The following is a 20,773-nucleotide window of genomic DNA, read 5'->3' as shown; positions in this document are numbered from 1 at the left end:
GTGCCCATGCCTTGGTGGGGCCTTCGCGCGAAGAGTCGTCAGCAGAAGACGACGACACGACGAAGGAGTCCCACATGTTCGGCAACGACGCAGACTTCCTGCTCACCCTGCACCGCTCCCACGCCGCCGAGTTGCGTGCCGACGCGGCGGCGGACCGGCTCGCCAGGTCGCTGTCGCGTCCGGTCAGTAGAGGTTGGTTGGGTCGGCGCAGGCAGGCGGGCCGCACCGGCGACGCCCGCCGATGACCGCCCCCGCCGCACCGGCTGCCGCGGTCGAGCCCGGCCCTCGGTCCAGCCCGCCTGCCGGGTCGGCCGCCGAGGTCGAGCCGGGTCACCGGTCGAGCCCGCCCGCCGGGGTCGAGCCCGGCCCGCGGTCGAGCCCGCCTGCCGGGTCGGCCGCCGGGGTCGAGCCCGGCCGTTGGTCGAGCCCGATCGCCGTACCCGCCGGTCGACTCGAACCGACCCCGCCGCCCGAGCTTCGGCCGGGCGGCGGGGGACCGGGCGGCGGGGGCCGTCATGGCATGCTCGAACCCGTGACCGTACGCGCCGCCAGCTCCGTCCTCGTCGGGCGCCACCGCGAGACCGCGGCGCTGCGCGACGCGCTGGGCCGGGCGCGGGCCGGGGAGCCGACCACCGTGCTGGTCGGTGGCGAGGCGGGCGTGGGTAAGACCCGGCTGCTGGAGGAGTTCGCGGGCTGGGCCACCGACGGCGCGGCGCGGGTGCTCGTCGGCCAGTGCCTGGAGCTGGGCGAGGCGGGCCTGCCGTTCGCTCCGTTCGCCGCCGCGCTGCGCGCGGTGCTCCGCGCCGACGGCCCCGAGGTGTTCGCCGGCTACGAGGCGGAGTTCGCGCCGCTGCTGCCGGAGCTGGGCCGGGCGTCCGCAGCGCTGGCCGGCCCGCGCGCCGTCCCGCTCGGTGACGCCCCTCGCGGCTACCTGTTCGACCTGGTCGCCGAGTTGTTCCAACGGCTGGCCGACGCGCGCCCGCTGGTCCTGGTCATCGAGGACCTGCACTGGGCCGACCGCTCCACCCGCGACCTCATCGGTTTCCTCGTCCGGGCGGCGAGGCCGGGCCGGCTCCTGCTGGTCTGCACCTACCGCACGGACGAGTTGCAGCGCGGGCACCCGCTGCGCCCGTTCCTCGCCGAGCTGGACCGGGCCCGGGGTGTGGAGCGGGTCGAGCTGGCTCGCCTGGACCGCGACGGCACCGCCGCGATCCTCGCCGACCTGCTCGGCGCCGAGCCGCTCGCCCGTGCCGTCGACGATGTCCACGACCGGACCCAGGGCAATCCCTTCTTCATCGAGGAGCTGGCCGTCGCCGGTGACCCGATCGGCTGCGCGGCGCTCCCCGAGACGCTGCGCGACCTGCTGCTGGCCCGGGTGGACCGGCTCCCCGAGCCGGCCCAGCGGGTGTTGCGGATCGCCGCAGCCGGGGGCACCCGTTTCGCCCACGACCTGCTCGCCGAGGTCGCCGGGCTGCCCGAAACCGAGCTGGAGGACGCGTTACGCGCCGCCGTCGCCGCCCAGTTGGTGGTGGCCGACCGGGACGGTGACTACGAGTTCCGGCACGCGCTGGTCCGCGAGGCCGTACACGACGAGTTGTTGCCCGGTGAGCACGCCCGGCTGCACGCCCGCTTCGCCGCCGCCATCGAGGCCCAGCCGCATCTGGTCGCCGCCGGCCGGGCCCCGGCCGAGATCGCCCACCACTGGCACGCCGCGCACGACCACCCGCGCGCCCTCGTCGCCGCACGAGCCGCCGCGTGCGCCGCCGCCGACCGGTACGCGTACGCCGAGCAGCGCCGACTGCTGGAGCGCGCGCTGGAGTTGTGGGAGCTGGTGCCGGACGCCGCCGATCTGCTCGGCATGGACCACCTCGCGTTGCTGGAGCAGACCCTGGACGCCGCGGTCACCGCCGGCGACTTCAGTCGGGCCATCACCCTGACCCGGGCCGGGCTGGCCGAGGTGGACGCCGACGTCGCGCCGCTGCGCGCCGCCCGCCTGCTGGACCAGCGGGGTCGACTGATGGCCCTGCTGGGCAAGAGCGACGGCAGCCGCGAGCTGGATGAGGCGTACCGGCTGGCGGCCGGTGGGCCGCCCGGCGCGGAGCGGGTCCGGCTGCTCGCCGACATCGCCACCCACCTGGTCAAGATCGACCCGCAGAAGGCGGCCCGGGTGGCAGCCGAGGCCGCCACCGACGCCGAGGCGCTCGGAGAACATGTGGCCCTGCTGTCGACGCGGATCGCGCTGCTCTGTCACGGCGAGCGGGACCTGACCGGCGGGCTGGCCGAGCTGGGCCAGGCGGCTGCCGCTGCCCGTGCGGCGGGGGACGCGCCGACCCTGGTGCTCGCCATGGTGTTCGAGTCGGACATGCTCTGCGAGTTGGGCCACTACGCCGAGTCCGCGCAGGCCGCCGAGGCCGGCGTGACCGAAGCGCGGCGGGTGGGGATCAGCCGCTCCACCGGGGCGTACCTGCTCTCCAATCTGGCCGAGGCGCTGATCGCGCTGGGTCGGTGGGACGAGGCCGAGGCGGTCTGCGCGGAGGCCGCCCGGATCGACCTGTCCGGTGTCACCGGACTGCACTGGCTCCAGTTGGGCGCCGGGCTGCGGCTGGCCCGCGCCCATCCCGGCGCCGACGAGCTGGTCGACCGGGCGCTCACCTTCCTCAATCGACCGTACCTGTGGCCGAACCACCGCCTGCCCCTGCACGAGCTGGCGATCGAGGCCGCGTTGGCCACCGACGACAAGGTCGAGGCGGTACGCGCCGCCCGTGTCGCGGTCGCCGACGAGAGGCTTCCTGAGCTGCCCCGGGAGGGTTGGCCGGTGCTCAGCGCCGTCGCACGTACCGCAGCCCGGGTCGGTGATCGCGACCTGGCGGTGGCCGTGGCAGGGCTCGCCAGCGACCTGCCCGCCCGGCACCCGGCGGCCCGTGCGCACGCCGCCCAGGTGGCCGCGCTGCTCGCGGTCGGCGACCAGGCGTTGCCGGCCTGGCGTACGGCGGTCGACGCGTGGCGGGCCGACGGGCAGCCCTATCCGCTGGGTCGCGCGTTGTTGGCGCTGGCCGAGGCGGCTGCCGCCGCCGGGGAACGCGACGAGACGGCGGCGGCGGTCACCGAGGCCGCCGAGATCGCTCGGCGACTGGGGACGGTGCCGCTGGTCGAGGCGAGCGCCACTCTGGCGCGGCGGGTCGGCCTGGGCAGCCCGGGGCAGGGCGGGGCCGGCGCTGATCTGCTGACCGCCCGCGAGCAGGAGGTGCTGCGACTGGTCGCCGAGGGGCACAGCAACAGCCGGATCGGCGAGCAGTTGTTCATCTCCCCGAAGACGGCAAGCGTGCACGTCTCCCGGATCATCGCGAAGCTGGGCGTGACCAACCGGGTGGAGGCTGCCGCGCTGGCCCACCGCCTCGGCCTGCTCACCGAGGCCACTCCGCCGCGCTGACGCACACCGGGGCTGCCGAGCTGACGTACGTCGAGGGCCGTTCAGGGGGTCAGCGGGGCAGGTAGATCCGCCAGCCGTCGATCGTGACGAGGTCCAGGTCGCCCGCCCGCTGCCGCTCGTCCAGAGCGTCCGCCAGTGGCGAGCCGGCCGGCGCGACCCAGGCTGGTGCTGCCGCGCTGTCCACCTCCCGTCGGTACGCGGGGTAGCGGTCGAAGCCGGGGCGAAGGTTGTCGTCGACGACCGCGCAGACCACCTGCTCCGCGCTGGCGAAGGTGAGCCGGTTGCAGGTCCAGTAGCCGGCGCGCACGTGTCGTACGCCGAGCTGACGCAGGGTGCCGACCAACTCGGCGTGCCGGGCCTCGGCGGCCCTGGTCGCCGGTGCGGTCTGCGCTGACCGCCAGGTGGCCTGGGCGACGGTGCCCAGCGTGGCGGCGAGCAACATCACCGCGACGGGACGGGCCGTGGGGACGCCGCCCCGGCCGGTCGCCACCGGACGAAGCCCGCGCCGGGCCACCGTCCACACCGGCCAGAGCAGCGCCGGCAGGGAGATGAGCAGGCAGGACAGGTAGCGGGAACTCTCCACCGGGGTGAGGCCGGCGGAACTGCTCACGGTGTACGCCCCGAGGGTGACCACGGCGGCCAGCACGAGCGCCAGCCGGACCGCCGCCGCCACCCGGGGTGCAACGGGCACCGGGTCACCAGGATCAGCGGGATCGCCCAGCGAGGCGGGGCCGGCTGGCGAAGCAAGGTCCGCCGGCGAGGCGGCATCGGCTGGCGAGGCGGCATCGGTGGGCGGTCGGCGTAGTGCCCGCCAGGCGGTGACGCCGCCGACGGCCAGCAGCGGCGGCAGGGCTAGCGCCCACCAGAGTTGCCAGGTGGCACATCGCCCGGGGTCGCAGAAGCCCATTCCCAGCGGCGGGCCGAGCAGCAGGCCGCCGTGCAGCCGGTCCGCCCAGCCGGCGGTGGCGTTGGCGCCGCTGGCGGCGAGCACCGCGTGTAGCGGGTTCCGTCCGTTCAGCAGGCTGTGCAGCAGCAGCGGGGTCGCCCCCAGCACGGCCGCCGCCCCGAGCAGCGCCCCGGCCGCACCCCACAGCTCCCGCCGGCAGAACCCGACGAGCACCGCGCCGGTCGCCACCACGTACGGCAGCACGAGCGGGTCGACCCAGAGCATCAGGCCGGCCAGGAAGCCCCATGCCGCCCAGCGCGCGAGCCGCCACCTCGACCGGCCGGCCGCCAGATCCACGGCGAGCACCGCCAGCGCGACCCCGGCCGCGTTCATCTCGGGGTAGCCACCACCGGCGATGAGCTGGTTCTTGACGATCCGGTCGGAGCCGAGCGCCAGCAACGCCACCACCAGCAGCCCGAACCACCGGTCCCCGGTCAGCCGCAGCGTCAGCCGCCAGGCCAGCAGCAGGAACAGCGCGTACAACGCCAGCGTGGGCAGCCGCAGACCGAACAGCGACGGCCCACCGGCCAGGGCGAACACCGGCGCGGCCAGGTACGCCTCCAGCGTGCCCATGTACTGCTGGCCGTAGAACCAGACGGGGAAGCCCTCGCCCCGGGCGATGTGCAGCGCGGCCAACCCCATCGTGGCCTCGTCGCTGTTCGTCGACGGGGTGGCGTGGCCCAGCAGCCAGATCCGGTAGCCGACCCCGGCGAGCACCGCCAACGCGGTGAGCCACCCGGCCAGTCCGAGGGGAGTGGGCCGCGGACGACCCGCGTCGCGCGGCTGCTCGCGTACCCCGGCGGTCATCACACGATCATGACACCCGGGCGCCGCACGGTCCGTGCGGCGCTGCCGGCGGGGTCAGCCCGCGGTGGCGACCGGGGTGGCGGCGCGGGCGTCGAGCGCCTGCTTGTAGAGCCGACCTGCCCGGTACGACGAACGCACCAGCGGCCCGCTCATCACCCCGGCGAAGCCGATCTCCTCGGCCTCCTCGCGCAGCTCCACGAACTCCTCCGGCTTGACCCAGCGGGTCACCGGGTGGTGCCGGGGCGAGGGGCGCAGGTACTGCGTGATGGTGATCAGCTCACAGCCGGCCTCGTGCAGGTCGCGCAGCGCCTGCGAGACCTCGGCCCGCTCCTCGCCCATGCCCAGGATGAGGTTGCTCTTGGTGACCAGGCCGTCGGCGCGGGCCTGCCGGATCACGTCCAGCGAGCGGTCGTAGCGGAACGCCGGCCGGATGCGCTTGAAGATGCGCGGCACGGTCTCCACGTTGTGGGCCAGCACCTCCGGGCGGGAACCGAAGACCTCGGCCAGCTGCTCGGGGACGGCGTTGAAGTCCGGGATCAGCAGCTCGACGCCGCAGCCGGGCTGCAGGGCGTGGATCTGCCGGACGGTCTCGGCGTACAGCCACGCGCCGCCGTCGGGCAGGTCGTCCCGGGCGACGCCGGTGATGGTGGCGTACCGCAGCCCCATCGAGACCACCGACTCGGCGACGCGACGCGGCTCGTCGGCGTCGAACTCGGCCGGCTTGCCGGTGTCGATCTGGCAGAAGTCGCAGCGCCGGGTGCACTGGTCGCCACCGATGAGGAAGGTGGCCTCCCGGTCTTCCCAACACTCGTAGATGTTGGGGCAGCCGGCCTCCTGGCAGACGGTGTGCAGCCCTTCACGCGAGACGAGCCCGCGTAGCTGGGTGTACTCCGGGCCCATCTTGGCCTTGACCTTGATCCATGGCGGTTTCCGCTCGATCGGCGTCTCGGCGTTGCGCGCCTCGATCCGCAGCAGACGCCGCCCCTCGGGGGCCGCCGTTGCGGTACGCGCTGCCTGGCCGGTCGTCGGCGCGGAGTGCTCGATCGTCACGAAAATGAGCCTACGCCGGACGGCGGGCGTCTATGTGCGCCAGGCGACCGGCGTCACGCCCCGAACGTTGTGACGCCGGACACCGCGATGTCGAAAATGGGCGTCACACGAGCGGGTTTCGGGTGTTACGGTCAGCGCCAACAGCGACGACGGAGCCGAGTAGCGCCCCGACCCGCCAGTGCAGAGAGCCGCCGGTGCTGAGAGGCGGTCTGGCGCCGGTGCGTGAAGACCCTCCCGAGCTGCGGGCAGAACGGCCGTGACGCCTAGTAGAGCCCGCCCGGCTGGCCCCGGTCATCAGGCGACGAACGAGGCCCCCGCTCCGGCGGGGGTGAAGGTGTGGTGGCACCGCGAGGATCCCGCTCGCCCACACCTCCCTGGGGCTGATGCGACGCTTCGCTTCCCCAGGGCGGCGACGGCGTGGCGATCGACCGAGGAGCAGCACGCCGTGCAGAGAACCCTGTCCCACCACCTACCGGCCAAAATCGGCGAGACCGTGCGTATCACCGGCTGGGTGCACCGCCGCCGACTGCTCAAGTCGGTGGCCTTCCTGATCGTGCGGGACGCCGCGGGCCTGGCCCAGGTGGTCGTCACCGACCCGGCCGTCCGTGCCGACCTGGAGAAACTCACCGAGGAGACGGTCGTCGAGGTCACCGCGACGGTCACCGCGAACGACACAGCGCCCGCCGGGGTCGAGCTGACCGACCCGACGGTACGTCCACTCGGGCCGCCCGCCGTGCCGCCACCGTTCGACCTGTACCGGCCTGCGCTCACTGCGAGCCTGCCCACCCAGTTGGACAACGCGCCCACCGCGCTGCGACACCCCACCCGGTCGTCCGCGCTGCGGATCTCGGCGGCGGCGGTGGCCGGGTTCCGGGCCGCCCTCGACGCCCAGGAGTTCGTGGAGATCCACACCCCGAAGGTGGTCAGCTCCTCCACCGAGAGCGGGGCGAACGTCTTCGCACTGGACTGGTTCGGCGGGCCCGCGTACCTGGCCCAGTCACCGCAGTTCTACAAGCAGTTGATGGTCGGCGTCTTCGAACGGGTCTACGAGGTGGGGCCGGTCTTCCGGGCCGAGCCGCACGACACCGTCCGGCACCTCGCGCAGTACACGTCGCTCGACGCGGAGCTGGGCTTCGTCGCCGACCACCACGACGTGATGCGGGTGCTGCGCGACACCCTGGCCGGGATGCTGGGCACGGTGGGCGAGCGGGCCGGTGGCGCGCTGGCGACGCTCGGCGTCGAGGTGCCGGTCGTGCCGGCGGAGATCCCGGCGGTGCACTTCACCGAGGCGCTGACGATCGCCAACGCGCCCGCCGACGAGCCGGACCTCGCGCCCGCCCACGAACGGGCGCTGGGCGAGTGGGCCCGCCGCGAACACGACTCCGACTTCCTCTTCGTCACCGGCTACCCGATGGCGAAGCGACCGTTCTACACCCACCCCGACCCGGCGCGGCCCGCGTACTCGAACGGGTTCGACCTGCTCTTTCGTGGTCTGGAGCTGGTCACCGGCGGGCAGCGGCTGCACCGGCACGCCGACTACCTGGCGGCGTTGGCGGCCCGGGGTGAGCCGACCGAGCCGTACGCCGGATATCTGGACGCGTTCCGGCACGGCATGCCACCGCACGGTGGCTTCGCCATCGGCCTGGAACGGTTCGTGGCCCGCCTGGTCGGCGCGGCCAACATCCGGGAGGTCACCGCGTTCCCGCGTGACCTGCACCGCCTGACCCCGTAGGGCCGGTGCGCCGGCTGTCCGCTCAGACCTCGATCAGGGTGGACAGTCGGCGCTCGACCACCGGCAGCACGTCGGCGACGGTGATCGGCCGGCCCAGCTCGGCGGTGAGCGACGTGACGCCCGCGTCCCGGATGCCGCACGGCACGATCCGGTCGAAGTACGTCAGGTCGCAGTCGCAGTTGATCGAGAAGCCGTGCAGGGTGACGCCCCGGGCCACCCGGATGCCGATGGCGGCCACCTTGCGGGCCGGCCCCCGGTCGTCCTCGGGCACCCAGACTCCGCTGCGTCCCTCGACCCGGCCGGCGGTCAGGCCGAACTCGGCGCACACGTCGATGAGCAGCTCTTCCGTCCGGCGCACGTAGGCGACCACGTCCACCGGGTCCGGCAGGCGCAGGATCGGGTAGCCGACGAGCTGCCCCGGCCCGTGCCAGGTGATCTTGCCGCCCCGGTCCACGTCGACGACCGGGGTGCCGTCCACCGGCCGGTCCCACGGTTCGGTGCGCTTGCCCGCCGTGTAGACGCTCGGGTGCTCCAGCAGCAGCACGGTGTCGCCGCGCTCGCCAGCCACCACCGACTCGTGCAGGCGCCGCTGCTCGTCCCAGGCGGCCTGGTAGTCGAGCAGGCCGGCACGGACGGCCGTCAGGCCGGGGGTCGTCGTTGTCACGGCGTCCAGCCTAGTCCCGCCGTGGGCGATCTTCCCTGGTGAGCCGCCTCACCGCTGCCGCCGCTGGGCTGCGGGCCCGCTGGGTGATTGCGCCCGGCCCGGCCGCTCGACGTCATGCCGGGGTCGTGCCGGTCGCCACGCGGCGGCGTCGCAGGCGGCGTACGACGACGGCGACGGCGAGCAGCGTCGGCACGGCCAGCGTCAGGTAGACCCAGAGCGGGGCGGCGAACGGTGACGGCCGGCGCTCCGGCCCACCGAACGCGGCCCGAGCCAGCAGCTCGCCCGGCACCGCCAGGTCGGTCGACCCGGGCGGTCCAGTCACCAGAACCTCCCGGCCGCCGCCGGGCGACAACGCGGCGAGGACGGCCCGGCGGTCTTCGTCGCGGTCCGCCCCGATCGACTGCTTCACCACCGGGTCGCCCCCGCGCCAGCCGACGATCTCCGTGGTCGACGCGGAGACCGGCAGTGGTTGGCCCACGGCTTGGCCGGTGGCGGCGTCCAGGAACTCGATCCGCAGGGTGCGTGCCGCCGTCTGGTCGGCCGTGCAGCCGAGGCCGGCGCAGCCGTCGAAGGCGAGCAGTGCGATCCTCCGGCCGTCCGGCTGCCAGGCCGCAGGGCCGGCCAACATCCGCCGATCGCCCAACTCGACCTGCCAGCGACGGCTGCCGTTGGTCGGGTCGACGACCACCAACCGTTGTCGTTCGGCGATCAACGCGGCCTCGTCGGCCCAACCGGCCACCGCCGCCAGGTCGCCGCCGGGTGACCAGGCCGCAGCGGCGTGCGCGGCGAAGGTGCCGACCGCGACCGCTTGCTCGGTGCCCCGGTACGGGTCGAGGACGAGTAGGTCGTCGGGCTTCTCCGGGTTGTTGAGCTGTTGGTTGTCCGGCCCGAAGCTGATCACCTCGTCGTCGTTGCTGCGGGTGCTCAGGACCCGCTGCCCGTCCGGCGACCAGGCCAGCGGTCGCATCCCGGTGTGGATCGGGCGGTGCTGCTGCCCACTGGTGAGGTCCAGCAACTCCCCGGACGGCCGCAGATAGTGCCGCCCGTCCGGGGAGAGCAGCCCGTGGTCCTCGGCGACGTGCAGCGGGATCAGCCGGTAACCGCCGTCCTGGCCGATCAGCACGCCGGTCGACTCCAGAAAGCGGGTGCGGCTGGTGAAGAAGACCAGGGCGGCCGGCCCGGTCGGGCGCTGCTCGACGGTGGCCTGCCACAGCCACGGTTGGTGCACCCGGATCGGCACGGTGCCGTCGGCGGCCGTGCTCGTGCCGGCCGTGCTTGTGGCGGTCTCGGCCGTGGCGGCTGGCGCGTTGAGTGCCGCGAGCGCGAGCGCGACACCGACCGCAGCCCCGCGCCGCAGTCGCCTCCCCGTCGTTCTCATCGCCCCATTAGAAGCCACGAAGGCCCATCACGGCGCCCCGGTCGGTCGCGCTGTGCTGTCGACGTGCTGTGGCTGTCGACGTGCCATGGCCTACCGGTCGGAAGGCGGGATGCGCCAGAGCCACACGTCGTCGACCCGTTGCGGTTCGCCGAACAGGGCGGTGCCGGTACGCCGCAGCGCCTCCTCGTCGACCTCGAACTTCGCGCCGTGCACCTCGTCGGGGAGCACCACCGTCTCGATCCGCCAGTGCCGCAGGTCCGACCGGACCGCCTGGATGGTCCCGTCGGTGACGATCGGCACCAAGCCGGTGCGACCGGCCTGGTCCATGAGGGCGCTCAGGGTGCGCGGGATCGGGCCGATCCGGCCACGCCCGTCCGGCCCGCCGGGGCCGAGGAAGAAGCCCCCCGGAATGGCGAACTCGCCCTGCCGGTGCGACAACGCGTACGCCTGCCAGCGCTGGCCGTCCGGGTAGATGTCCACGGTCAGCGGCACCGGGGTGAGCACCCCGTTCGGTGAGACGTACTCCCGCCACGTGCCGGAGGTGATGAACCGTGGGATCGGTTCCCGCTCGTCGGTCAGCAGCGGGGTGGGCAGCAACGGCACCAGGGCCACCGCGAACCCGAGCAGCCAGGCCAGTTCCGTGGAACGGTGCCGGGGTGGTGCGGCGCGCAACTGGTCGACGGCGTACGCCAGCAACAGCCCGATCACCGGCGCGACGATCAGCGCCAACCGGGCGGGCAGCGCGGCGTTCACCACCGGAAGTTGACCGAGCAGGTCGAACGGCATGGGCAGATCGGTGCGGTGCCCGTCGACCTTGGCGACCGGGCCGAAGGAGAGCACCGAGAAGATCAGCGCCAGGGCGCCCAGTGCCCAGAGGGTGGCCCGGCGGTTCGCGTCGGCCCGCCGCCAGAGCGCGACGAAGCAGACCACGGTGAGGATCAGCAGCGGGATGCCGAAGAAGGAGTTCTCCTCCGTCGGATTCGGTGCGAGCGAGGTGCCGAGCCCCGCCTCGCCGGCCAGCGAGCGGCGCGGGAAGGCGGCGAACGCCGCGATGTCCTCGGAGTGGATCACCGGGTCGAAGCCGGTGCCGTGGAACCGTTGCGGCCCGGCGAAGTGCAGCCACAGCGGGTACGACAGCAGCACGCCGGCGACCACGGCGGTCACCCCGAGCCCGCGCAGGAAGGTGGGCAGCGCGGCGCGTGCCTCGGCCCGGTTGGCCGGGTGCAGCGCCCAGACGGCGACGAACACCCCGAGCGCCAGCGCGGTGAAGAAGAGCCCTTCGGCGGCGATCGAGAAGGACACCGCGACCAGCACGCCGAGGATCACCCCGTCGCGGAGCCAGTGCCCCGCTCGGCGCAGCGCGAACAGCCGCCAGATCAGCAGCGGCACCAGCCAGCCGGCGGTCCAGTTCAGGTGGGCGTTGGCGTGCGACACCATGCCGGGGGAGTAGGCGATGAACAGGGCGCCGACCCCGGCGGCCAGCCGGCTGTGGACCAGGTGCCGGGAGAGGAACCAGTACCAGGCCAGCGCGGTGGCGAGCAGGTTCAGGGTGAGGATCACCAGGAACGTCGCCGGCGGCCCGATCAGGTACGTGAGGGGGGCGAAGACCACCGCGTACACCGTGATCGAGGTGTTGACCGCGAGGTTCACGCCGTCCGGAACGTTGATCAGGTAGGTGAAGAGCGGGTTGTCGCCATGGGTGACCGCGTGCCCGCCGAAGGCCAGCAGCCACTCGAAGAGCGCCTGGTCGCTGGAGTTGACGGTGATGGTGCGGGTGTTCGGATCCCGCCACAGCCCACTTGTCACCCAGACGGCGAGCGCGAGCGCCACCAGCACGACGATCAGGTCGGCCCGGCGGTCCCGGACGACGGGCGGCGGTGACGCTGGGGCGGGCCCGGTGGCCAGCGACGGGGAGGACGGCACGCAGCGGACGTTACCAACCGGACCTGGACAGGCCGGTCAGACCGGCGGTTGTGGTGGGCTCCCCTTCCGTTCGGGTGGTCGCTGGTTCGGCGTACACAGCGGTTGCTGTAAATGTGTGAGTGTGCCCCATGTCATAGCGGCGACACATCGTCGTAACGTCTCGGCAATTCGACCGTGACCCAGTTCACAGTCCGCCCCTCCAGGAGGCCGCCGTGCGCCGCTCCTCGTCCACCCTCACCCGGCTGATCGGCGCGGTCGCTGGGCTCGCCCTCGCCCTGGCCGGCGCGTTCGCCATCGCCGCACCCGCCCAGGCCGCCACCCTCACCCAGGTCAGCGGGTTCGGCTCCAACCCGGGCAACCTCGCCATGTACGCCTACCGACCGGACAACCTTCCGGCGAACTCCCCGGCCGTCGTCCTCCTGCACGGGTGCACCCAGAACGCCTCCGGCTACTTCGCCAACTCCGGCTGGCAGAAGTACGCCGACCAGTGGAAGTTCACCCTGATCGTCGCCCAGCAGCCCGCCGGCAACAACGCCAACTCCTGCTTCAACTTCTTCGAGTCCGGTGACACCGCCCGAGGCCAGGGTGAGGCGCTGTCGATCAAGCAGATGGTCGACCACGCCAAGGCGAACTTCGGCGTGAACGGCTCCCGGGTCTACGTCAGCGGTCTCTCCGCCGGCGGGGCGATGAGCGCGGTCATGCTCGCCACCTACCCGGACGTCTTCGCCGCCGGATCGATCATCGCGGGGATTCCGTACCGCTGTGCCACCAGCATGGTCAACGCGTTCAGCTGCATGAGCCCGGGCGCGGACAAGACCCCGGCCGCCTGGGGCGACCTGGTGCGGGGCGCGTACTCCGGCTACACCGGCCCCCGCCCCCGGGTGGCCATCTGGCACGGCACCTCGGACTACACGGTCGCACCGCTCAACGGCACCGAGTCCCGCGACCAGTGGACCAACGTGCGGGGCGTCTCGCAGACCCCGACCAGCACCTCGTCGCTGCCCGGCAACACCAGCATGGAGGTGTACGGCAACGACGACGTACGCCTCTACCGGGTCTCCGGAATGGGCCACGGCACCCCGGTCGACCCGGGCTCCGGCGCGGACCAGTGCGGCACCGCCGGCGCGTACTTCCTGGACACCATCTGCTCGACCTACCGGGACGCGCTCTTCTTCGGCCTGAACGGCGGCGGCACCACCCCGACCCCCACCCCGACGGTCACGCCGACCCCCACGGCCACCCCGACCCCGACGCCCACCCCGACCGTGCCGGCGACCTGCGTGACGGCCAGCAACTACGCGCACGTGGCGGCCGGCCGGGCGTACCAGTCCGGTGGCTACGCCTACGCGAACGGCTCCAACCAGCGGATGGGCCTCTACAACACCTTCTACACCAGCGCCCTCAAGCAGACCGCCGCCAACTACTGGGTGATCGGCTGCTGACCCACGCCCCTGGCTTGTTGATCAAGAGGTTTGCGTCATCCGGAAGCCCGAATCTGACGCAAACCTCTTGATCAACACGAACGGCGGCGGGGGTGGGGGTGGGGGTCAGGGGGTTGGGGTCAGGGCTGTTTCGAGGGCTTGGGGGAGGGTGGGGTGCTGGTAGCGGTAGGCGGCTCTCGCCAGGACGCCGGGTAGGACTCGGGTGCTGGTGAGGGCCTCGTGGGCGAAGCCGCCGAGGGCCACCTTGAGCGCCAGCGCGGGGATCGGGATGATCGCCGGGCGGTGCAGCTGTCGGGCCAGCTCGCGGGTGAACTCGGCGTTGGTGACCGGGTTCGGCCCCACCACGTTGACCGGGCCGGCGACCTCGTCGTGGTGCAGGAGGAAGAGGGTCGCGTCCAGCCAGTCCGCCATCGAGATCCACGGCAGCCACTGTCGGCCGCTGCCCAGCCGGCCGGCGATGCCCAGCTTGAACGGCAACAGCTGCGGCTTCAGCAGCCCGCCGTCGCGGTCCAGTGGCAGGCCGGTGCGCAGCCGCACGACGCGTACCCCGGCGTCCTCGGCCGGCCGGGTCGCGGCCTCCCACACCCGGCAGACGTCGGCCAGGAAGCCCTCGCCGGCCGGCGCGTCCTCCTCGACCGCCCGGTCGCCGGTGTTGCCGTACCACCCCACGGCCGATGAGTTGAGCAGCGCTCGGGGACGGTCGGCGGCGGAGAGCCCGGCGATGGTGGTCGCCAGTGTCGTGGTGCTGTCCACCCGGCTGGTCCGGATCAACCGCCGGTAGTCGTCGTTCCAGCGCTTGTCGCCGACGCCCGCGCCGGCCAGGTTGACCACCGCGTCCGCCTCGGCGACCACGGCCGGGTCGAGCTGCCCGGCGGCCGGGTCCCACCGCCGCTCCTGCGGATCGCGCGGCGGCCGACGGACCAGCCGGGTGATCTGGTGCCCGTCCGCCGTGAGCCGGTCGGCCAGCCGGGTGCCGAGGAAGCCGGACGCGCCGGCCAGAAGGATGCGCATACCCCCATCTTCGTCCAGACCGCCGTCGAGGGATGCGGGGCGGGGTCAGGCGTGGCGGAGGTCGGCCAGGAGGCGCTCCACCTCGGCGTACGCTTCGGCGCTCAGCGGGCCGAGGGTCAGGGTCGCCAGGTTCTCCTCGGCCTGGGCCACTGTCCGCAGGCCGGGGATCGGCACGGTACGCGGGTTGCGCGCCAGCAGCCAGCCCAGCGCGCCCTGTGCCAGGGTCCGCCCGTCGGCGGTGAGCGCCGCGCGGACCTGCTCCACCCGGGTCGCCCAGCGTGGCGTCGGCCGGCCGTCGGTGAACCACTCCAACCACTCCGGCGCCCGCCCGCGCACGTCGTCCGCCCCGACCGCCCGGGTCGACCCGGTGAGCAGCCCCATCGCCAGCGGCCCACGGTTGAGGCTGGCCAGGTCGTGGGTGTCGCAGACCGCCAGCACCGCCGCGTTGTCCCGTAGCACCGACTCGTCGTGTTGGATGGCGGCACAGTGCGGGCCAGCGGCCGCGAACGCCTCCGCCGAGGCGGGGTCGTCGGTGCTCCAGCCGTACGCCCGGATCTTGCCCTGGTCGACGAGGGCCTCAAGGGTGTCGACCAGATCGAGCGCGGCGGGCACCGGCAGCGCGTTGATGTGCAGTTGGTAGAGGTCGACGTGGTCGGTGCCGAGCCGGCGCAGCGAGTCTTCCAGGCTGCGCACCGCGAAGGCCGGGCTGGCGTCGGTGCCGAGTGCCCGCCGGGTGGCCTCCTCGCTGACGTTGCCGAACTTCGTGGCGATCACCACGTCGTCCCGTCGGCCGGCCAGGGCCCGTCCGAGGATCCGCTCGCTGTGCCCCGCGCCGTAGTTGCTGGCCGTGTCGAACAGGGTCACCCCGAGGTCGAGCGCACGATGGATGGTGCGGATCGACTCGTCGTCGTCCACCTCGCCCCAGCCGAACGGCTGCCCACCGTCACCCCAGAGCGGGCCACCGATCGCCCAGCACCCCATCCCGATCGCGCTCACCTCGATGCCGCTGCGGCCCAGCGTTCGTGTCTTCGTCATGGTCACCAGCCTCCAACCTGGAGCGCGCTCCAGGTCAAGCACTACCATCTCGCGACATGAGCGGTTACGCCCCCTCGGAGGCCGCCCGCCGCAGCGGCTTCAGCCTGGACACCCTGCGGTACTACGAGAAGATCGGCCTGCTCGCCGACGTGGAACGGACGGCGGGTGGGCAGCGGGTCTTCACCGACGACGATCTCGGCTGGCTGGAGCTGTTCCGTTGCCTGCGCGACACCGGGATGCCGATCGCGCAGATGCGCCGATACGCGCAGCTGGCGCGCGAGGGTGAGCACACCGTCGACGAGCGGCGGGAGCTGCTGGAACAGCACGCGGCTCGGGTCGAGGAGCAGATGCTCCTGCTGAGCCGCCAGTACGAGCACCTGCGGGAGAAGATCCGCTTCTACGAGCGACTGCCGGGGCCGGTGCCCGAGACCGGGCAACCCACCGCCACCCGGCCCGACCCAGCCGTCAGCCGGTGACGTGCGGCGGCGCGGTCAGACCGAGGAGTTCCTCGGCTGTCCCGGGTCGACCGCTGAGCGCGTTCAGGGCGGTGACCAGCCGCTTCTCCTCGTAGCGGAAGTGCGACTCCAGCAGGGCGGCCAACCCGTCCAGCTCACCGCGCACCTGGTCGACTGGCAGTGCGACGTCGCCGGCCAGTAATGCCTCGACCCGCTCCAGGATTCCCGCCACCACCTCGTGATCGGTGATCAGGTTCGCGATGACCGGACGCAGTTCGGGGACCTGCTCGGCCAGTAACCGGAACGCGCCCTCGTCCTCACCTGTGTGGTGCCGACCGAGCGTGGCGCAGAACGTCAGACAGTGCGCCCGCAGGTCCCGGGACGGGGTGTCGAGGTTTGCCCTGAGACGGGCCAGCTCCGCACTGAGCCAGAGGTGGATCTCGATCATCTGATTGCCGACGGCGGCGAGCCGGTCGGCCGGTGAACCGGTTGGGTGCACGTTAGTCCCATGCTGTCCCCGCGCCTCCATGCCCACGGCGGCCTTCGTGCCGGGTGCACCGCGACGCTGCGCCGAAGTCTATCCCGACGCGCTCACGGCGTGGTCGGCTCGTCGGTCTCCCGGACGTCGTGCCAGCGCGCACGCCAGGCCGCCTCGTGCGCCTCGTGGGTGGTCCGCTCCTGGAAGACGGCGGCCCGCAACGCGTGCCGCGATTGCGACATCACCATCACCTCCACGGCCACCAGGCCGACGCAGATGACGGTCGCGAGGGTGAGCGCGCCCAGCGCCGGCAGGTGCTGGCCGATCGGGAGGGCTGCCGTGAGCACCACGATGACGCCGACGCGGGTCCACGTCACGGTGTGCAGGGTGCGTAACTGGAAGAGCATGTTGACGGCGAAGTAGCAGATCAGCCCGCCGAAGAGCATCGGTACCGCCGGTCCCTCGATCTTCTTGGCGATCCCGCCGTCCGGGTCGGTGATCTTGTGCAGGATCTCCTCGTTGCCGATCGAGAAGAGGATCACCCCGGCGATCATCGGCAGGTACGCGTACGCGTACGCGTCGCGGGCCATCGCCACCCGGGGGGCGCCCTCCGCCGCGTGCAGGGCGATCCGGGCGGCCGGCCCGATGAAGTCGAAGTGCGCCCACCAGAGGGCGGCGGTGATCACGATGCCGAGCGCGGCGGCGGCCACCGCCGGCCAGGTGACCGGCTTGCCGAGCAGGTTGCCGCCCACCCCTGTGGAGATGATGGACTCGCCCAGCGCGATGATCAGGATGAGGTCGTAGCGCTCCGTCCAGTGCTCGGCGCTGGTCACCCCCCAGCCCCAGGTGCCGACGATGAAGCCGGTGGCGTACTGCACCACCACCACGGTGATCCACAGCCCGTCGCGGACCATGGCGGCCTTGTCCGGGTCGGCGATCTGCGGCGGGATCAGCGCGGCGGCCAGCAGCAGCACGATGCTCACCGCCAGCTCCGGGGCGAAGCGCCGCAGTTGCCGGCGTTCCTGCGGGCTGTCCCGCACCACATGCTGGTAAAGGATCATGTGGACGGCCCGGACCACGACGTAGCTGATGGCGACCAGCATCGGGCCGGCGGCGCTGCCCTTCGGGTCGCTGAACGCCTGCGGCAGCGCCAACGCGAACGCGAACAGGGCGACCATCGCGATCACCATGAGCACCGGGACGTAACCCTCGCCGAGCCGGACCCGGGTGGCGACCAGGCTGTGCACCACCCAGATCCACCAGAGCACGGCGAGTACCAGGCCGGCGTGCAGCAGTTGCCGACCGGAGATGTTCGCGGCGGTGGCTCGGGTGATGATGAAGAACGAGAAGACGAAGACCAGGTCGAAGAAGACCTCGAACTTGTCCACCCGGGCACCGGGAGCAATCGGGACAGCCGGTCCCAGTTGCCCACGCCGCCGGTAGCCGCCCACGCCCCCACTCTGGCAGCGTCCGGGCTGGTCGGAGGGGCGAACAGCGATGGAGGCGGCCTCCCGCGTTACCTCCGGTCCGGGCCGGGAAACCAGCCGGACTGCGGCCTACGGCAGCCGTCGGTCGGTCCCACCCACCCCGGACAAGGATGGATCATGACCACGAACAACCCGATCACCACCTCGTTCACCCACCACTCCACCGCCATGGAGGTGGTCCAGGGCGTCGACCTCGTCCGGCGACGGGCGATCGTGACCGGTGGGTCGTCCGGCATCGGCGTGGAGACCGCCCGCGCCCTGGCCAGCGCCGGTGCGGAGGTCACCCTGGCGGTCCGCAACCCCGACGCCGGCCAGCAGGCCGCCGACGACATCACCGGCACCACCGGCAACGACCGGGTCCTGGTCGCCCCGCTCGACCTCGCCGACCAGGATTCGATAGCCGACTTCGTCGCGAACTGGGACGGCCCGCTGCACATCCTGGTCAACAACGCCGGCATCATGGCCGCGCCCCTGTCCCGCACGCCACAGGGCTGGGAGATGCAGTTCGCCACCAACCACCTGGGGCACTTCGCGCTCGCCACCGGGCTCCGCCCCGCACTCGCGGCCGGTGACGGGGCCCGGATCGTCTCGGTCAGCTCCGCCGCCCACCTGCGCTCACCGGTGGTCTTCGAGGACATCCAGTACGACAACCGGGAGTACGAGCCTTGGCAGGCGTACGGGCAGTCCAAGACGGCGAACGTGCTGTTCGCCGTGGAGGCGACCCGGCGCTGGTCCGACGACGGCATCTTCACCAACTCGCTTATGCCCGGTGCGATCCGGACCAACCTGCAGCGCTACGTCAGCGAGGAGGAGTTGAACCGGTTGCGTTCGGGCAACGCGGCGTCCTGGAAGACCGTCGAGCAGGGCGCCGCCACCTCCGTGCTGGTCGCCGCGTCACCGCTGCTCGACGAGGTGGGCGGGCGCTACTTCGAGGACTGCCAGCAGGCCGCTCCCGCCCAGCCGGGCCAGCGGACCGGAGTCGCGGACTACGCGCTGGACCCGGAGGCCGCCGAGCGGCTCTGGCAGGTCTCGACCGCCCTGCTCAAGGGCTGAGGACCGCAAACGAAAGCGGCGTCCCGGTCGACGACCGGGACGCCCCTTTCGGCGTTGCGGATGGTTCAGGCCAGGCCCAGCTCCGACTCGAAGTTGCCGGCCTCCAGCCGCTCCTTGACCGTGGTCAGGAAGCGAGCGGCGTCGGCGCCGTCGATCAGCCGGTGGTCGTAGGACATGGCCAGGTAGACCATCGAACGGATCGCGACGACCTCGCCCAGCTCCGGGTCGTTGACCACGACCGGCCGCTTGACCACGGCACCCGTGCCGAGCATCGCCGACTGCGGCGACGGCACGATCGGGGTGTCGAAGAGCGCGCCCCGGCTGCCCGTGTTGGTCAGCGTGAAGGTCGCTCCGGCCAGCTCGTCCGGGCTGATCTTGTTGGTCCGGGTCCGCTCGGCCAGGTCGGCGACCCGCTTGGCGATGCCGCCCAGGTTGAGGTCGCCGGCGTTGTGGATGACCGGCGTCAGCAGACCCCGCTCGGTGTCCACCGCGATGCCGAGGTGCTCGGCCGCCGGGTAGGTGATCGTGCCGCCGTCCAGGTCCATGCTGGCCTGGACGATCGGGTGGATCTGGAGCGCCTCGATGGCGGCGAGCGCGAAGAACGGCAGGAAGGACAGCTTCACGCCGTGCCGCTGCACGAACGAGTCCTTCGCCTGCGCCCGCAGCTTGGCGATCCGGGTGACGTCCACCTCGACCACCGTGGTCAGCTGCGCCATCTCGTGCAGCGACTCGTGCAACCGCTTGGCGATGGCCTTGCGGATGCGGGGGAGCTTCTCGGTGGTGCCCCGCTTGCCGCTGGGCTGCGGCTTCGCGGCCGGCTTGGCCGCAGCCGCCGACGGCGCGGCGGCCGGTGCGGCGGCGGGAGCGGGAGCGGCCTTCGCCTTCTCGGCGGCCTCCAGCACGTCCTGCTTGCGGATCCGGCCACCCACGCCGGTGCCGTTGAGCGCGGACAGGTCGACGCCGTGCTCACTGGCAAGCTTGCGCACCAGCGGGGTCACGTACCCGGCGGCCTCCTCGCCGCCACCCTGCGCCGGGGCGGACGGGCGCGGCGGCGTCGAGGCCGGCGCGGCCGGCTGCGAGGCCTGCTCCGTCTTGACCGGCTGCGCCGAGCTCTCGGTCTCCGCGGCCGGCTCGTTGTACGACATGCCCGGCGTCGGCTCCTGGACCTTCGGCTCGGGCTTGGCCTCCGCCTTCGGCTCGGGCTTCGGCTCCGGCTTCGCCTGGGCGGGGGCCCCGCCGGCAACGCCGATGATCGCCAGGTCGGCGCCGACCGCAGCGGTCTCGTCCTCGGCGACCTTGATCTCCAGCACCGTGCCGGCGACCGGCGACGGGATCTCGGTGTCCACCTTGTCGGTGGAGACCTCCAGCAGCGGCTCGTCGACCTCGATGGTCTCGCCGACCTGCTTGAGCCAGCGGGTGACCGTGCCCTCGGTGACGCTCTCACCCAGGGCCGGCATCTTCACCGGGGTGCCCTCGCCCGACGAGGCGGCGGCCGGAGCCGGCGCCGCGGCCGGGGCCTCGTCCTGGGCGACTTGGTCGGCGGTGCCCTCGGCGGCGGCCGTCGGCTCGGTGGCCGGCTCGACCGCCGCGGCCGGGGCCTGCTCCTGCGGGGCGGCCTCGCCGCCACCGGCAGACTCGCCCTCACCGGCGATGACAGCGAGTTCGCTGCCGACCTCGGCGGTCTCGTCCTCACCGACCACGATCCGGCTCAGCACGCCCGCCGCGGGCGACGGGATCTCGGTGTCGACCTTGTCGGTGGAGACCTCGAGCAGGGGCTCGTCGACCTCGACCGTGTCGCCCTCCTGCTTGAGCCAGCGAGTGACGGTGCCCTCGGTGACGCTCTCGCCGAGCCGGGGCATGGTGACCGATACCGGCATTTTCT

The 20,773-nt window shown here is 72.8% G+C and carries 16 protein-coding genes; 6 read left to right on the top strand and 10 right to left on the bottom strand.

What is annotated here, in order from left to right:
- Positions 1 to 74 precede the first annotated feature (74 nt).
- Entirely contained in the window at positions 75 to 245 is a 171-nt protein-coding gene (locus ABGB10_RS03625; protein WP_269682985.1) for a hypothetical protein, read from the top strand.
- A 287-nt stretch (positions 246 to 532) separates the two neighbouring features.
- Positions 533 to 3,430, top strand: a complete 2,898-nt coding sequence (locus tag ABGB10_RS03620; protein ID WP_347659389.1) for an AAA family ATPase — start codon at positions 533 to 535, stop codon at positions 3,428 to 3,430.
- Positions 3,431 to 3,479: 49 nt separating this feature from the next.
- Here ABGB10_RS03620 and ABGB10_RS03615 read toward each other — a convergent pair whose 3' ends face one another.
- Together ABGB10_RS03615 and lipA are read right to left on the bottom strand one after the other, a co-directional pair.
- Entirely contained in the window at positions 3,480 to 5,183 is a 1,704-nt protein-coding gene (locus tag ABGB10_RS03615; RefSeq protein WP_347659388.1) for a hypothetical protein, read from the bottom strand.
- Between the two features lie 54 nt (positions 5,184 to 5,237).
- Positions 5,238 to 6,233 carry a lipoyl synthase gene (lipA, locus tag ABGB10_RS03610; RefSeq protein WP_347659387.1) on the bottom strand — a complete coding sequence of 332 codons (996 nt, stop codon included), beginning with the start codon at positions 6,231 to 6,233 and terminating at the stop codon, positions 5,238 to 5,240.
- A gap of 445 nt (positions 6,234 to 6,678) precedes the next feature.
- Here lipA and aspS point away from each other — a divergent pair, with 445 nt between their 5' ends.
- Positions 6,679 to 7,965, top strand: a complete 1,287-nt coding sequence (gene aspS, locus ABGB10_RS03605) for an aspartate--tRNA(Asn) ligase (protein WP_347659386.1) — start codon at positions 6,679 to 6,681, stop codon at positions 7,963 to 7,965.
- 22 nt (positions 7,966 to 7,987) lie between these two features.
- On the opposite strand, the gene lipB is transcribed toward aspS, so the two are convergent.
- The 3 genes from lipB to ABGB10_RS03590 all read right to left on the bottom strand — a co-directional run bounded on the left by lipB (position 7,988) and on the right by ABGB10_RS03590 (position 11,930).
- On the bottom strand, positions 7,988 to 8,629 hold the full coding sequence (lipB, locus tag ABGB10_RS03600; RefSeq protein WP_347659384.1) for a lipoyl(octanoyl) transferase LipB: 642 nt from the start codon (positions 8,627 to 8,629) through the stop codon (positions 7,988 to 7,990).
- Positions 8,630 to 8,741: 112 nt separating this feature from the next.
- Positions 8,742 to 10,007 (bottom strand): hypothetical protein, encoded by a 1,266-nt coding sequence (locus ABGB10_RS03595; protein WP_347659383.1) that lies wholly within the window; start codon positions 10,005 to 10,007, stop codon positions 8,742 to 8,744.
- 90 nt (positions 10,008 to 10,097) lie between these two features.
- Positions 10,098 to 11,930, bottom strand: coding sequence for a DUF2079 domain-containing protein (locus ABGB10_RS03590; RefSeq protein WP_347659382.1), 1,833 nt, complete (start codon positions 11,928 to 11,930; stop codon positions 10,098 to 10,100).
- A 212-nt stretch (positions 11,931 to 12,142) separates the two neighbouring features.
- Between ABGB10_RS03590 and ABGB10_RS03585 the strand changes: the two genes are divergently transcribed.
- Entirely contained in the window at positions 12,143 to 13,372 is a 1,230-nt protein-coding gene (locus ABGB10_RS03585; protein WP_347659381.1) for a PHB depolymerase family esterase, read from the top strand.
- Positions 13,373 to 13,477: 105 nt separating this feature from the next.
- On the opposite strand, the gene ABGB10_RS03580 is transcribed toward ABGB10_RS03585, so the two are convergent.
- On the bottom strand, positions 13,478 to 14,383 hold the full coding sequence (locus tag ABGB10_RS03580; protein ID WP_347659379.1) for a TIGR01777 family oxidoreductase: 906 nt from the start codon (positions 14,381 to 14,383) through the stop codon (positions 13,478 to 13,480).
- Positions 14,384 to 14,428: 45 nt separating this feature from the next.
- Entirely contained in the window at positions 14,429 to 15,418 is a 990-nt protein-coding gene (locus ABGB10_RS03575; protein WP_347659378.1) for an aldo/keto reductase, read from the bottom strand.
- A gap of 56 nt (positions 15,419 to 15,474) precedes the next feature.
- Between ABGB10_RS03575 and ABGB10_RS03570 the strand changes: the two genes are divergently transcribed.
- Positions 15,475 to 15,894, top strand: coding sequence for a MerR family transcriptional regulator (locus ABGB10_RS03570; protein WP_347659377.1), 420 nt, complete (start codon positions 15,475 to 15,477; stop codon positions 15,892 to 15,894).
- On the opposite strand, the gene ABGB10_RS03565 is transcribed toward ABGB10_RS03570, so the two are convergent.
- Both ABGB10_RS03565 and ABGB10_RS03560 read right to left on the bottom strand, forming a co-directional pair.
- Positions 15,884 to 16,372 carry a hemerythrin domain-containing protein gene (locus ABGB10_RS03565; RefSeq protein WP_347659376.1) on the bottom strand — a complete coding sequence of 163 codons (489 nt, stop codon included), beginning with the start codon at positions 16,370 to 16,372 and terminating at the stop codon, positions 15,884 to 15,886. The two genes, ABGB10_RS03570 and ABGB10_RS03565, sit on opposite strands and share 11 nt — an antisense overlap.
- A gap of 92 nt (positions 16,373 to 16,464) precedes the next feature.
- Positions 16,465 to 17,802, bottom strand: a complete 1,338-nt coding sequence (locus ABGB10_RS03560) for a low temperature requirement protein A (protein WP_347659375.1) — start codon at positions 17,800 to 17,802, stop codon at positions 16,465 to 16,467.
- Between the two features lie 153 nt (positions 17,803 to 17,955).
- Between ABGB10_RS03560 and ABGB10_RS03555 the strand changes: the two genes are divergently transcribed.
- The gene (locus tag ABGB10_RS03555; RefSeq protein WP_347659374.1) at positions 17,956 to 18,891 is read left to right on the top strand and encodes an SDR family NAD(P)-dependent oxidoreductase; all 936 of its coding nucleotides are present in this window, start codon (positions 17,956 to 17,958) and stop codon (positions 18,889 to 18,891) included.
- Between the two features lie 65 nt (positions 18,892 to 18,956).
- Here the strand turns inward: ABGB10_RS03555 and sucB are convergent, their stop codons facing one another.
- Positions 18,957 to 20,768 carry a 2-oxoglutarate dehydrogenase, E2 component, dihydrolipoamide succinyltransferase gene (gene sucB / locus ABGB10_RS03550; RefSeq protein ID WP_347659373.1) on the bottom strand — a complete coding sequence of 604 codons (1,812 nt, stop codon included), beginning with the start codon at positions 20,766 to 20,768 and terminating at the stop codon, positions 18,957 to 18,959.
- Between the last annotated feature and the right edge of the window lie 5 nt (positions 20,769 to 20,773).

Source organism: Micromonospora sp. B9E7 (assembly GCF_039871815.1).
GTDB lineage: Bacteria > Actinomycetota > Actinomycetes > Mycobacteriales > Micromonosporaceae > Micromonospora.
Note: the sequence above shows the minus strand (reverse complement) of the source record. Positions and strands in the feature narration are given on the sequence as shown.

What these genes read in the sequence shown, in the direction of transcription:
- ABGB10_RS03625 (WP_269682985.1), top strand. Translation starts at nt 75, where the DNA reads ATGTTCGGCAACGACGCAGACTTCCTGCTCACCCTGCACCGCTCCCAC.
- ABGB10_RS03615 (WP_347659388.1), bottom strand. Translation starts at nt 5,183, where the DNA reads ATGACCGCCGGGGTACGCGAGCAGCCGCGCGACGCGGGTCGTCCGCGG.
- ABGB10_RS03595 (WP_347659383.1), bottom strand. Translation starts at nt 10,007, where the DNA reads ATGAGAACGACGGGGAGGCGACTGCGGCGCGGGGCTGCGGTCGGTGTC.
- ABGB10_RS03580 (WP_347659379.1), bottom strand. Translation starts at nt 14,383, where the DNA reads ATGCGCATCCTTCTGGCCGGCGCGTCCGGCTTCCTCGGCACCCGGCTG.
- ABGB10_RS03575 (WP_347659378.1), bottom strand. Translation starts at nt 15,418, where the DNA reads ATGACGAAGACACGAACGCTGGGCCGCAGCGGCATCGAGGTGAGCGCG.
- ABGB10_RS03570 (WP_347659377.1), top strand. Translation starts at nt 15,475, where the DNA reads ATGAGCGGTTACGCCCCCTCGGAGGCCGCCCGCCGCAGCGGCTTCAGC.
- ABGB10_RS03555 (WP_347659374.1), top strand. Translation starts at nt 17,956, where the DNA reads ATGACCACGAACAACCCGATCACCACCTCGTTCACCCACCACTCCACC.
- sucB (WP_347659373.1), bottom strand. Translation starts at nt 20,768, where the DNA reads ATGCCGGTATCGGTCACCATGCCCCGGCTCGGCGAGAGCGTCACCGAG.